The organism is Ruegeria profundi, assembly GCF_049800715.1.
GTDB classification, from domain to species: Bacteria; Pseudomonadota; Alphaproteobacteria; order Rhodobacterales; family Rhodobacteraceae; genus Ruegeria; species Ruegeria profundi_A.
In genome coordinates this window covers 1-12,256 of the sequence record NZ_JBNAFO010000015.1, presented here as the reverse complement: position 1 = coordinate 12,256, position 12,256 = coordinate 1, and the positions used below count along the sequence as shown (strand labels likewise).

Genomic DNA, 12,256 nt, shown 5'->3' with positions numbered 1-12,256 from the left:
TGTCGGTCAGCCTGCACTATCCTGAAGCGGGGCAAACCGCCCCTCGGGCATGTCCACAGCTCTGTAGGCTTCGACGAAAGGCAGGATGTGTTCATCCGGGCGCGCAAAGCGCCGATACATCCAGACAACGTCAGCAATTTTTATACCCGGACGGATTTTGTTCAGCCTGTCCCGTGCGGCAATGGCGGCGTCGCGCGGACCCAGTTCAGCCAGAATTGCGACTTCGATTGAGACCGACCACCAAATGTCCGGCTGTGCCCCCTTGCGATAAGTGCTCAGCGCTGTTTCATAATCCCCGTTCAGGAAATGATACTCGGCCAGCGCCTGATACCAGTTTGGGTCTGCTGCATTTGGGTCTAGCGCGATTGCATTTTCGACGAGCGCAGCCCCCAAATCCAGACGCCCGGACCAAATGAACTCATAGCCGATCTGCCCTTGCAGATACCGATCTGTCCCCAATGTCAGCGCCGTTTCAGCAGACGAGAAGAACCCGTCGAGATCGCGTTGAATCTGAAGCACAAGCGACAGAAGGAAGTGAGCGCGGGCAGAAAGCGGGTTCAGCGACACCGCGTTCCGAGCCGCCTCTTCCGCGCGTTGGATTTTCTCATCCTGTGTCCCTGGATACAGCCCGGTGAAAAGCTTCACATCCGTTAGCAGTGCCTCGGCCAATTGCGCCCACCCGCGCCAATACTCGGGTTCGTCTTCGACAACCCGCAGGATACAGCCGCGGACGCGCTCTTGCACATTCCGTCGGTTCAGGAAACCAACGCGCAGCAGGGAACATTCATAAGACGAGAGATGTTCCGGAGGTTTCGCGCGCGCATGACCTGCGTGAATGCGCTTGATTGCTCCGCCCGCGTCACCCACAGCCGAGGCCACTTTTTCGGTGATGCTCAGCTGAACGTCCAGAATATTTAAAGTCGTGAGGCTTTCGTCATACGCTTCCGACCAGACCTGGAACCCCGAGTTTGTGTCTATCAGTCGCGCTGTCACGCGCAGACGATCTGCAACCTGCCGTACAGAACCTTCCAGCACATAGTCCGCGCCGAACTTCTGCCGGATACTACGCCGGTCACTTTCGTCCGGTCCAACGGAATGGGTGGATTGACGGGACAGTACGTTGAGGTCCTGGTAGCTCCCTAGCTCAACGATGATGTCTTCGCCAATGCCAACAGCCAATAAATCGCGGGCGTCCGTATTGCTAAGGTTTTGAAATGGCAGAACCGCAACGGTCGGACCCGTTGGCTCTGTCAACAGAGCAGCTTCATCAAAGGTCATGGCATCGGGCGGCTGGTCACCGGAATCAATCCACCACGCAATTAAGCCGACAAGCCCCAAACCAACCAGCACCGATGCTCCGGTCATCAATGGAATTTTTTTAGATCGCCGTTTGAATGCCTGCGCTCTGTCGGGCATGACGCGGAAAACTCGAACCGGTTCATAGATGTTCTTCAGGTTCTTCAGACCGAGATCCTCAAATCCGGCATCCACCTTGCCCATTGCCTGTCGTGCGACACTCTCAGAAATCGCGACGCCGCCTGGATCCGCCAAACCTTCAATGCGGGAGGCAACATTCACCCCGTCACCATAGAGGTCCCCATCAGCGATCATGACATCACCAAGGTTTATACCGATCCGAAGTTGCAACCGCGACCCGTTGTCGAGGGCCGGAGCAGCCTCAGCCATTGTCTGCTGGATCTCGACGCCACAGTTTACGGCATCGACAACCGAAGCAAACTCGACAAGAGCACCATCCCCCATCACCTTGAAGAGGCGCCCGTGATGTCTTGCAATTGCGGGATCAAAAACCTCTGAACGCAGAGTTTTGAGAGCGGACAATACCCCTGCCTCGTCGCTGCCCATCAACGACGAATACCCAACGACATCGGCAGCCATGATCGCGGCGAGTCGGCGCTGCATGGAACCCTCCTGCTCGCAGTCTAACGGATGTCACGAAATCTCGACAGTGCATGCTTTTCAACTAAAGCCCCGAGTTTGCGATACATCCAACATGATCCACAAAAGCCGATACTCTGAGTCTACGAATTCGGGCTTTTAGAAAATTACTCGATGGCAGGATAAGTGTGACCAGCGATAGACTGTCTATAACCACTTCAAAATTTTGCGCCATAGCCCCTAGTACTGCTGGCGAAAAAAGTACGGCGGAATGAATGTAGACCAGTTGAAAAACTGAAGCGGCTGAGACGCGCGAATTCTGATGTGCCGTTGGACAAACGAATCCTGACGGAAGCGATTTAGGGACACTTCTGAGACCCATTCGTCGTCGGACCTGCAGTAGCTATGTAGGCAACCAACTGAACGTTTCCGAAAAGTCATATACAGCCTACGCTAAGCTCAAATTCTCATCGAACAATGGAGGAGACCCTACAATAGAAAGCGGCCCCATTGTGGTCTGACCTAAGCGAACTCTTTCCCCATGCACGAAGGCTTTTTTGCGATCAGAATCTCAGAGACAGGCATGACATGCCGCCATCCAACTTGGCGCAATCGGTGTTGTCGATTTGGACGACCTCATACCCTGCCTTGTCCAAAACATCTGCAGTGCGGGGGAAACCGGCCGCCATGAGCACCAGATTGTTAAAACGAATTGCATTGGCGGCCGCTTCTTCGCCGTCGGCAACATGCAGAACCCGGTAGCCTTCAAAACATCCGGACGCATCCAAGCGCTTGGTTGACAGGATGGTTTCGGCATCCATCGGCGAACAATCGGTCTTGAAATGCAACACGCCTTCAGGCGTGAACACCTCGCGCACAGCATGGCCCCACTCATTGGCAATATCCGTCAGCTCGGCTACGCCTGCAGCGTCGGTTCGATCCGAGCGGCCGACCAGAATTTCCATTCCGGTCACCAGGATATCACCTCCTTCGACATGGCCGGGGCCTTTGATCTCGCGGACGTCGTCGTAGCAGGCACGGATCGTCGACGATATTTCTGCCACCTCACCCAGGCGCGAGGGCGCGCCCGGTCGCATCAGGATAGCACCTTGCGGCAGGCACAGCGCGGTGTCCTCGACGAACTGTGCGTCCGGGTACGCTTCCAGCGGGTCAAGCTCGATAATTTCCGCTCCGGTGCTTCGCAGCGCGCTGACATAGGCCGAATGCGCAGCCAGCATACCTTCGAGGCTGGGATTGCCGATATCCTCGGCACGCAAGCCGTCTGCGATGGTCGAGGCAGGCTTGCGCGTTATGGCACGGGTAAATTCAAAGGTCGGGTTTCGCATAGTCACTCCTGATCCGGGCGACGCCCGGCAGCATTAATTTCCAGAATAGAGGGGCCGTTTTGGGCATCGGCGTCTGCCAGTGCAGCGGCAACAGCTGTTGGGTCTTGGGGAACGCGTTTGTAGGGGATGCCGAACGAGGCAGCAGTGGCCGCAAAGTCAGGTGGGGTTGGGTCGCAACCGATCACCTCGACCCCCACGCCCTCCATGGACGTGGCGATTTCGCCATAGCCATGATTGTTCCAAAGAACAAAGGTAATGCGCAGGTTTTGGTCCACTGCGGCCATGATCTCGGGCAGTGAGAATTGGGCACCACCGTCCCCGGCGATGCAAATCACGGACGCCTCAGGGTCGGCAATCGCGGCACCGATGGCGGCCGGAATGCCGTAGCCAAGCGCCCCGTATCCGGTGGCCGCATTGAACCAACCACCGGGACGGTCGTGATCATAGTAGAGGTTGCCCGCATAAATCGGCTGGGTGGAATCTCCGATCATGAGCGCATTCGGGACAGCAGCGCGCATGGCTGCGAGAATCCCGACTTGAGCGCGGTAGTCCGAACCTATCTCTTCGAACGCCGCAGCGCGGGTTCTTTCAGCGCGGTCCATTCCATCTCGCTGGTTGGATTTTCCGGGCAATGCAGCCAGCAACCACGAAACAACCTGATCGGTGCGACCCTCTATGGCTATTGCGGCTTCGTGACGGGTCAATTGATCCGGGCAAATATCCACGCGTATGAGCCCTGACATAGAGGCCATATCTCCGGTGGCATACATGTCATAGTCCGTTGGGCCCAACTCGGTTCCCAAAGCGAGGACGCAATCAGCATCCTCGATCAATGCTCGGACAGATTTCAAGCTGGGACTAGCGGGAATAGTCAGTGGGTGCCCATGCATCAGCCCGCGCGCATTTACGGTTTGCACGACAGGCGCATCAAGGCGCTCTGCCAGAGTTTGTAGATCTTCTCCGGTCGTTTTCGCTCCGCCACCGGCCAAGATGACGACTTTTCGCGCGGCCGACAGCCGGGCTACGGCTTGTTGGACTAAGTCGCCGTCCAATGCCTGATGGGGATGATCTTTCGAAGCCAGGGCGCTTTCAGCCGCCAGTCCCGCTATATCCAGCGGGATTTGGATATGGGTGGGGCCTGGTCGTCCAGCGGAATAGGGTGCGAACGTGCGGTCCAATGCAGCAATCAGATCACAGGGCTGGTCCACATGTTCGGACACCAGCGCGACAGTCTTGGCGAGCGCATGTTGGTCGGGCAGTTCATGCAAGTGGCCAAGAAACTTGTTTAGCGTGCTCTTCTCGTTGACGCCGGAAACCACCAGCATCGGAACGGAATCCGCACGGGCCTGCGCCATCGGCGTCAGCGTATTTGTCAGGCCGGGTCCTGTTATGACAAAGGCAACGCCCGGCTTACCTGAAACACGCGCATAGCCGTCAGCCATAAAACCTGCGCCTTGCTCGTGCCTTGGGGTCACATGCTGAATGCCCGAGGCGGCAAGCCCGCGATAAAGCTCAACGGTGTGCACGCCGGGAATGCCGAACACGCAGGATACGCCCCGTTGCTTCAATTCGGCGACCAGTGCCTCGCCCACTGTTTGTTTGGTCATGCAACGTTCCGTTTGCTGAGGTTTGCGTGGGCAACGATACGGTCTAGCGCGGTCGCGAATTGGCTGTCGTCGATGGTGAGGGCGACCCGAACCCAGTCCTTGAGGCTTTCACCAAAGGCCGAGCCCGGCATCACCGAAACACCATGCTCCAAAAGATCCCAAGCATAGGCGTCACCATCCTTTCCAATGCCCGACACGTTGACCAGCGCAAACATGCCCGCATCCGGTTGATGGACGGTCAGAGGCGTTTCACCGTGAAGGCGGCGTTCCAGAACATCGGCGCGGGCTGCAAAACGCGATGCCATGCCTGCAGCGACCGAAGATCCGTGTCGCACAGCTTTTTCAGTCATGTCTGCGATAAAGGGCTGGTTGCCAAACAGCATCGTTTCCGAGACCGGTAGTAACGCGGTACAGAACGCGGCTGGGCCAACGCACCAACCGCTGCGGAAGCCAGGGGCTGCGTGAGATTTGGAAATCGACGACACGGCGATGACCCTATCGGCCAGGTCCGGGTCCGAAAGCGGAGATACAAATTCTGCTCCTTCAAACACCAGATGCTCGTACACTTCGTCCGAGATGATCCCGAGGTCGTGCTTGATCGCAAGTTCGCCAATTTTCCGTACATCTTCAGCGGTCAGGATCGCGCCTGTCGGATTATGCGGAGTCGTCAGAAGTATAGCGCGGCTGCGCGGGGTGATGCGCGCGGCGATGTCTTCGGCCTGCAACCGAAAACCGTTTTCTGGGCGGAGCGGCACCGGTACGGGTTCGGCTCCTGATGCGCGGATCACGCCCTCGTATGTGGCATACATCGGGTCACCAACCAACACTTCGGAACCTGCTTCGGCGACGCCTTGCATCACTGTATAAAGCGCGGTCTGCGTGCCGGGAAAACAAAGAATGTTCTCCGGCAAAAACTGCCGGCCGCGGCTTTTGGTGTACGACTCTGCCAAGGCTGCGCAAAGCCCGGCCTCTCCGCGGCCGTTGGAATAGCCGGTACGGCCCGCCTGCAAGGCCAAGGCAGCGGCGTCGCACAGCTCTGGCGGCGTTGGCACGTCCGGCTCGCCGATTGTCATTTCCACCAGATCAGCACCCGCATCAACCATTGCGCGCGCCTTCAAGTGTACTTCCCACTTGCCACCACCCAATCCGGCCAGCCGGTCAGTAATTGCTGTCAACCTCATAGGGGCTCGCTCTCCTGCGTTAGATCCAAATCGATAATGGCGGAAACGGATTGCAGCCCGATTTCAACCAGTTCACCCTGCTCAAAGGCATGGGGCAACGCGCCGCCTTCCAGCCACAGACCGTCGATGACCGCGTTGCAGGCGATAGCCAGCTGCCGCAATTGGACAGGCGATGCCGAACGGTTCGCTTCTTTCAGCGAAGCCGCGATTAACCCTTCAAGCTGGTCCCGAAAATAGGCGTATGTTCGTTCGTGGGTCGCTTTCATTTGCTGGTCCTGCTGAACTTTGTTCAAAAAGCTGGCCCAAAGAGCGATAGCACGGGGGTCGACAACCGGGGGCGTCAACGACGCGGTCACGAAAGCTGCCAACTTGGCTTGGGCGCTGGCTTCGACTTCGTTTGCGGGCGCGAATGTCTGATCTGTCATCGAGTTCATGTGGTGCTCATACGCCGCGACGATCAGCTCCTCCTTAGAGTTGAAATAATGACGGATGAGCCCCTGCGTAACATCTGCGCGGTCTGCGATTCCCCGCACTGTGGCGCCACGGACGCCCTGCTCAGCCACCAAATCAAGCGTCGCGAGAATCAGTGCGTGCTGTCTGGCTTCGGCCGACTCACGCTTAAATTTCTTGCGGTCTTCGCTCACGATTGGTCCTTTTTTGCGGATGCCGTAATTATACACTTGCATAATTACTATGCTCACGGCTTACTGCAATCAGAAAGTTGGGGTCAAAGAAAAATGGACACAGCCGCCGCTGACGCAGTCGCTGAACGACCGGATACGCGCCGAGAGGCGATCCGCGTTGAAGACTTGCATAAGTCTTTTGGAAATCTCGAGGTGCTAAAAGGCGTAGACCTCACTGCACATCAGGGCGATGTCGTAGCGATCATTGGTGGCTCGGGGTCTGGCAAGTCGACCATGCTGCGATGCATCAATTTCCTTGAAACGCCGACCTCCGGCAAAATCGTAATCGGAGGCGAGGAAGTGGCCATGCGGGCGGATGGCAGCCCGGCCAGCCAAAAGCAGATAGAGCGCATTCGGACAAAGCTGGCGATGGTGTTCCAGCAATTCAACCTGTGGACCCATCGCACTCTGCTGGAGAATGTTATTGAGGTTCCGGTACATGTGTTGAAGGTTCCCAAACCCGAGGCGATCGAACGCGCCCGCGAATTGCTGGTCAGGGTTGGCTTGGGCGGCAAAGAGGACACCTTCCCAGCGTATCTATCCGGCGGTCAACAGCAGAGGGCCGCTATTGCTCGGGCATTGGCGGTTGATCCTTCAGCCATGCTCTTTGACGAGCCAACATCCGCACTGGATCCGGAACTCGTGGGCGAAGTGCTGACGGTGATCCGTGATCTGGCTGCCGAAGGGCGAACCATGTTATTGGTTACTCATGAGATGAAGTTCGCGCGTGAAGTGGCGAACCATGTCGTCTACCTCTACCAGGGGCGCATTGAAGAGCAGGGACCACCTGCCGACCTCTTTGGAAATCCACAATCAGAACGACTGAAGCAATTCCTCAGATCAGTCGGATAGCATCAAAACACCAAATAAAACCAACCGGGAGACTCCTAATGAAATTGAAAACACTTTTGACTGCAGCAACAGCCGCAGCCGTTCTATCTGCAGGCGCGGCCGCAGCTGAACAAGTTAAGATCGGTATCGCCGCCGAACCCTATCCCCCATTTGCGTCACCCGACAGCTCGGGCAATTGGGTCGGATGGGAGATCGAGGTGATCAATGCCGTCTGCGCCGCAGCCGATCTTGACTGCGTGATCACACCTGTTGCCTGGGACGGTATCATTCCGTCGCTGACCGGCCAGCAGATCGACGCGATCATGGCGTCGATGTCGATCACCGAAGAGCGGCTGAAGACCATCGACTTCAGTGATGCGTACTACAACACACCCGCAGTGATCGTGGCCGACAAGTCGATGGATATCGAACCCACCGCAGAGTCCCTTGCTGGTAAGATCATCGGGATCCAAGCCTCGACCATCCACCAGGCCTATGCCCAGGAATACTTCAAGGATTCAGAGCTGAAAGTCTATCAGACTCAGGATGAGGCCAACCAAGACCTTTTCGCGGGTCGCATCGATGCTACTCAAGCCGACAGCATCGCTATGGCGGATTTTGTGAATTCGGACAATGGCAGCTGTTGCGAGATCAAAGGTGCTGTCGAGGATGATCCGGCAATCTTGGGCCGTGGCGTCGGTGCCGGTGTGCGCAAGGGCGAAACCGAACTTCTTGAAGCGCTTAACAAAGGGATCGCTGCGATCCTGGCAGATGGGACCCACGAGAAAATCACCGAGGGTTATTTCACCACCAGCATCTACTAAGGCGTAGCTGTGACCGGACTGTTAGAGACACTGGGTCTTGGCACCAGCATGGAGTTGCTGTCGCTGTCTAGTTGGGGTGGCAACCTGTTACGCGGGCTTGCCAATTCCCTGCAAATCGCTTTTGGCGCATTTGGAATGGGGCTGGTTATCGGGCTGTTCGGGGCCTACGGAAAACTATACGGCGGGAAGGTCACGCGCGACCTTCTTGCCATCTACACAACAGTCATCAGGGCGGTGCCTGAACTGGTGCTGATCCTGATCCTCTATTATGTCGGCAGTGATATCATCAACAAGATCTCTGAGGCGGTCGGAGGCGGCCGGGTTGAGATCAACGGTGTCGCCGCCGGTATTTGGGTGCTGGGCGTTGTACAAGGGGCCTATGCCACCGAGGTTCTGCGAGGCGCGATAAAGGCGGTGCCCGTCGGGCAGATCGAGGCGGCGAAGTCTTATGGAATGCCCGCTTTCATGATCATGCGTCGGGTGACCATACCCGCAATGATGGGATTTGCGGTGCCAGGGCTGGCCAATCTGTGGCTAATCGCCACCAAAGACACGGCCTTACTCGCTGTCGTCGGGTTCAGTGAGTTGACGCTGGAAACACGACAGGCGGCCAGCAGTACCCGCGCCTACTTCACCTTCTTTTTTGCTGCAGGTTTCTTATACCTGATGGTGACTCTTTTCTCAGGGGTCGTTTTTGCGCGCATTGAGAAATGGGCGCGGCGTGGTCAACCTTCGTTGAAGGGTGGCTCGGCATGATCACTGTAAAAGCTTTTATGCAACCGCACCGTATCGTCATGATGTTGCTATTTGCAGCATTGGTGATCTGGTGTGCGTTCTCGCTGCGTTGGGATTGGATTCCAAAATATGCCCCTTTGGCGTTGCAAGGTCTCTGGACCACAATCTGGCTCTTGGTGGTCACAACCATATTAGGCTTTCTAATGGCTGTGCCTCTGGGATTGGCGCAGGCGGTGGGCCCGTGGTACTTGGCAACGCCCGCCCGGGTATTCTGCACGATAATTCGAGGCACACCGCTGCTGTTGCAGATCTGGTTGCTATACTACGGGCTTGGTTCGTTGTTTCCGCAGTTTCCCTGGATACGGTCGTCTGAGCTTTGGCCCTACCTGCGTCAGGCTTGGCCCTACGCCGTCCTAGCGCTGACACTGTCCTTTGCGGGATATGAGGGCGAGGTCATGCGTGGCGCGTTCTCTGGTGTGGCAAAAGGCCAGTTGGAGGCTGCAAAGTCTTTCGGGATGCCACGTTTCACAATGTTCCGCCGGATCTGGCTACCCCAAGCCGTACGCAATGTTCTGCCCACCTTGGGCGGAGAAACCATCTTGCAGCTCAAAGCAACGCCACTCGTAGCAACGATCACCGTGGTCGAAATTTATGCGGTTTCTTCCCGGGTTCGAGCAGACACATTCGTGGTCTACGAGCCCCTGCTGTTGCTGGCATTGGTTTACATGGCAATCGCCGGTTTAATTGCCTTGGCCTTCCGACGATTTGAGGGAGTTTGAAGTATTGGCATCAATGCTTACGTATGGTCGATAAGTACATTATCGTCAATGCTGGAAGGAATTGAAGTCGCGAAACTGCTCAGAAAGGGCCAACTCACGCCCGGACTATGATGGTCCCGTCAATTTGCCGAACTGGCTGCTTAACCCGCTAGCCCGATGTGACCTCTTCGATCAGCAACAAACTTCGCAACAAAATCAGCGGTCATCGCCAGCGCAAGCTGGTTGGCTTATCTCAGTGATCGCGTCTATGCAGTATTGATCTGGCTCAGTCCCAAAATCAACATGCTATGTCGGTTTTAGTCGCTCAAATAAAAGTCGCTTTCGAAATGCTCCAAGCATCAGGTCAAGCAGGCGGTAAGCTTCATCGGAAAGTATCAAGAGGTCCTGTTAGCGAACGCACGCCAACGCTGCTTTCCCGGGTGAGAACAAGAGCAATCCGAACGCGATAGCTCGCTGATGAGCGCCAAGAGTTGTGGAGTTTTACCATTCATTCTTCCGACAGGAGATCGAGGGCGGCATTCAGCGCTTCCTCAGACTCACCAAGTTTGGTTTCCAGGCTGGATTGAAACGACAGTGCAATAGGAACCAATTGGCTGAGAAGATCCGCGCCTTTTTCCGTAAGGTCGAGTTTGACAAGTCGTCTGTCGGCAGGATCCTCAACCTTGGTGATCAGTCCGCGGGATTCGAGCCGTGCGGCTGCACGGCTGACCTTTGACTTTTCCAGACTGACTCGTTTTTCAATGTCCCGAACCGACGGGTTTTCGGCATATCCAACGTTCACAAGGACGCGCCATTCCGGGTTCGAAACGCCAAACTCGTGTTTATACTGCTGCGCCATTTCTGCGCTCAGTCGCGCGGCCAGCACCGTAAGCCGGTATGGCAAGAACCCTTCCAAATCGAACTCGGGCAAGTATTTGGTGTTCATGCAGGGATTTCCTTTCGGCGTTATAGAATTCAGACTTTCATTGCATCTGCAACAAAAATATTGACAACGTTGCAAATGCAACAAATATTCACCACGAACCCAAAGTCTTGCCGAAACGAATGAGCAGGAGATCCAGATGAATGCACTCGTGAAACATAGCGGATTGACCGTTGCTGAGGATGGTAGCGCCATTTCAAAGGGTTACATGCCTGGCTTCGGCAATGACTTTGAGACCGAGGCTTTGCCTGGCGCGCTACCGCAGGGCATGAACAGCCCGCAGCGCTGCAACTATGGCCTCTACGGCGAACAGCTCAGCGGCACGGCCTTCACCGCCAACCCACCCGAGCGGACGTGGTGCTATCGCATTCGCCCGTCAGTCAAGCATTCGCATCGCTATGAGAAAATCGACCTGCCCTATTGGAAATCCGCGCCTTGTATCGACCCGGATGTGATCAGCCTGGGCCAGTATCGCTGGGACCCGGTTCCGCATTCTGACGCCCCTTTGAGCTGGTTGACCGGAATGCGCACCATGACGACGGCGGGGGATGTGAACACGCAGGTCGGCATGGCCAGCCATGTCTATCTGGTCACCGACTCGATGGTGGATGACTATTTCTTCTCGGCCGATTCCGAGCTGCTGGTGGTACCGCAAGACGGCCGCCTGCGCTTTGTGACCGAGCTGGGGATCATAGATCTGGAGCCACAGGAAATCGCGATCCTGCCGCGCGGGTTGCTCTACCGTGTTGAAGTGCTGGAAGGTCCGGCACGCGGATTTGTCTGCGAGAATTACGGGCAGAAATTCGAACTGCCGGGCCGCGGACCGATCGGTGCCAATTGCATGGCCAATCCGCGCGATTTCAAAGCACCCGTCGCGGCGTTCGAGGACCGAGAGGTGCCCTCAACCGTGACGATCAAATGGTGCGGGCAATTCCACGTCACTCAGATCGGTCATAGCCCGCTGGACGTGGTGGCATGGCACGGCAACTATGCACCTTACAAATACGACCTGCGCACTTACTGCCCTGTCGGAGCGATCCTGTTCGACCACCCGGATCCGTCGATTTTCACCGTCCTGACAGCCCCATCGGGCCAGCCAGGCACGGCCAATATCGACTTCGTCCTGTTCCGCGAACGTTGGATGGTGGCCGAAGACACCTTCCGCCCGCCGTGGTACCACAAGAACATCATGTCCGAGCTGATGGGCAATATTTACGGCCAGTATGACGCCAAACCTCAGGGCTTTGTTCCCGGCGGCATGAGCCTACACAACATGATGATCCCGCATGGTCCGGATCGCGAAGCGTTCGAAAAAGCCTCAAACGCCAATCTGGGGCCGGACAAGCTGGACCACACGATGTCCTTCATGTTCGAAACCCGCTTTCCACAGCATCTGACTGCCTTCGCCGCAACCGAGGCCCCTTTGCAGGACGACTATATTGACTGCTGGGC

11 protein-coding genes and 1 pseudogene are annotated in these 12,256 nt (G+C 56.5%); 6 read left to right on the top strand and 6 right to left on the bottom strand.

From position 1 onward, the window contains the following. Positions 1-6: 6 nt before the first annotated feature. Positions 7-1,920 (bottom strand): adenylate/guanylate cyclase domain-containing protein, encoded by a 1,914-nt coding sequence (locus tag ACP15L_RS19675; RefSeq protein ID WP_425085481.1) that lies wholly within the window; start codon positions 1,918-1,920, stop codon positions 7-9. 382 nt (positions 1,921-2,302) lie between these two features. Here ACP15L_RS19675 and ACP15L_RS19670 point away from each other — a divergent pair. Continuing rightward, positions 2,303-2,422, top strand: a pseudogene (locus tag ACP15L_RS19670) (integrase core domain-containing protein); the annotation flags it as partial. A gap of 37 nt (positions 2,423-2,459) precedes the next feature. On the opposite strand, the gene ACP15L_RS19665 reads toward ACP15L_RS19670, so the two are convergent. Genes ACP15L_RS19665 through ACP15L_RS19650 form a run of 4 tightly spaced genes read right to left on the bottom strand, consistent with a single transcriptional unit; the run spans position 2,460 to position 6,674 of the window. Next, positions 2,460-3,242 carry an arginine deiminase family protein gene (locus ACP15L_RS19665; RefSeq protein ID WP_425085480.1) on the bottom strand — a complete coding sequence of 261 codons (783 nt, stop codon included), beginning with the start codon at positions 3,240-3,242 and terminating at the stop codon, positions 2,460-2,462. A gap of 2 nt (positions 3,243-3,244) precedes the next feature. Next, positions 3,245-4,849, bottom strand: coding sequence for a 5-guanidino-2-oxopentanoate decarboxylase (locus tag ACP15L_RS19660; RefSeq protein ID WP_425085479.1), 1,605 nt, complete (start codon positions 4,847-4,849; stop codon positions 3,245-3,247). Then, positions 4,846-6,030, bottom strand: coding sequence for a pyridoxal phosphate-dependent aminotransferase (locus ACP15L_RS19655; protein WP_425085478.1), 1,185 nt, complete (start codon positions 6,028-6,030; stop codon positions 4,846-4,848). Before ACP15L_RS19655 ends, ACP15L_RS19660 begins: the two co-directional genes overlap by 4 nt. Continuing rightward, entirely contained in the window at positions 6,027-6,674 is a 648-nt protein-coding gene (locus ACP15L_RS19650; RefSeq protein ID WP_425085477.1) for a TetR/AcrR family transcriptional regulator, read from the bottom strand. The genes ACP15L_RS19655 and ACP15L_RS19650 overlap by 4 nt, the downstream gene beginning before the upstream one ends. Positions 6,675-6,767: 93 nt before the next feature. Here ACP15L_RS19650 and ACP15L_RS19645 point away from each other — a divergent pair, with 93 nt between their 5' ends. Genes ACP15L_RS19645 through ACP15L_RS19630 form a run of 4 tightly spaced genes read left to right on the top strand, consistent with a single transcriptional unit; the run spans position 6,768 to position 9,882 of the window. Next, complete coding sequence (locus tag ACP15L_RS19645) at positions 6,768-7,565, top strand: ABC transporter ATP-binding protein (protein WP_425085476.1); 798 nt, start codon at positions 6,768-6,770, stop codon at positions 7,563-7,565. A 38-nt stretch (positions 7,566-7,603) separates the two neighbouring features. After that, on the top strand, positions 7,604-8,368 hold the full coding sequence (locus ACP15L_RS19640) for a transporter substrate-binding domain-containing protein (RefSeq protein ID WP_425085475.1): 765 nt from the start codon (positions 7,604-7,606) through the stop codon (positions 8,366-8,368). 9 nt (positions 8,369-8,377) lie between these two features. Beyond that, positions 8,378-9,124: an ABC transporter permease gene (locus tag ACP15L_RS19635; RefSeq protein ID WP_425085474.1), complete on the top strand. Its 747-nt coding sequence runs from the start codon at positions 8,378-8,380 to the stop codon at positions 9,122-9,124. Further along, positions 9,121-9,882 carry an ABC transporter permease gene (locus ACP15L_RS19630; protein WP_425085473.1) on the top strand — a complete coding sequence of 254 codons (762 nt, stop codon included), beginning with the start codon at positions 9,121-9,123 and terminating at the stop codon, positions 9,880-9,882. The genes ACP15L_RS19635 and ACP15L_RS19630 overlap by 4 nt, the downstream gene beginning before the upstream one ends. Positions 9,883-10,369: 487 nt before the next feature. On the opposite strand, the gene ACP15L_RS19625 is transcribed toward ACP15L_RS19630, so the two are convergent. After that, the gene (locus ACP15L_RS19625; protein WP_170475183.1) at positions 10,370-10,807 is read right to left on the bottom strand and encodes a MarR family winged helix-turn-helix transcriptional regulator; all 438 of its coding nucleotides are present in this window, start codon (positions 10,805-10,807) and stop codon (positions 10,370-10,372) included. Between the two features lie 136 nt (positions 10,808-10,943). Here ACP15L_RS19625 and hmgA point away from each other — a divergent pair. Next, a partial coding sequence (hmgA, locus tag ACP15L_RS19620; RefSeq protein WP_425085472.1) for a homogentisate 1,2-dioxygenase occupies positions 10,944-12,256 on the top strand: 1,313 nt, incomplete at its 3' end.

Excerpts from the sequence above, each read along its gene's own strand:
- ACP15L_RS19675 (WP_425085481.1), bottom strand. The coding sequence starts at position 1,920 with ATGCAGCGCCGACTCGCCGCGATCATGGCTGCCGATGTCGTTGGGTAT.
- ACP15L_RS19665 (WP_425085480.1), bottom strand. The coding sequence starts at position 3,242 with ATGCGAAACCCGACCTTTGAATTTACCCGTGCCATAACGCGCAAGCCT.
- ACP15L_RS19660 (WP_425085479.1), bottom strand. The coding sequence starts at position 4,849 with ATGACCAAACAAACAGTGGGCGAGGCACTGGTCGCCGAATTGAAGCAA.
- ACP15L_RS19655 (WP_425085478.1), bottom strand. The coding sequence starts at position 6,030 with ATGAGGTTGACAGCAATTACTGACCGGCTGGCCGGATTGGGTGGTGGC.
- ACP15L_RS19645 (WP_425085476.1), top strand. The coding sequence starts at position 6,768 with ATGGACACAGCCGCCGCTGACGCAGTCGCTGAACGACCGGATACGCGC.
- ACP15L_RS19640 (WP_425085475.1), top strand. The coding sequence starts at position 7,604 with ATGAAATTGAAAACACTTTTGACTGCAGCAACAGCCGCAGCCGTTCTA.
- ACP15L_RS19630 (WP_425085473.1), top strand. The coding sequence starts at position 9,121 with ATGATCACTGTAAAAGCTTTTATGCAACCGCACCGTATCGTCATGATG.
- ACP15L_RS19625 (WP_170475183.1), bottom strand. The coding sequence starts at position 10,807 with ATGAACACCAAATACTTGCCCGAGTTCGATTTGGAAGGGTTCTTGCCA.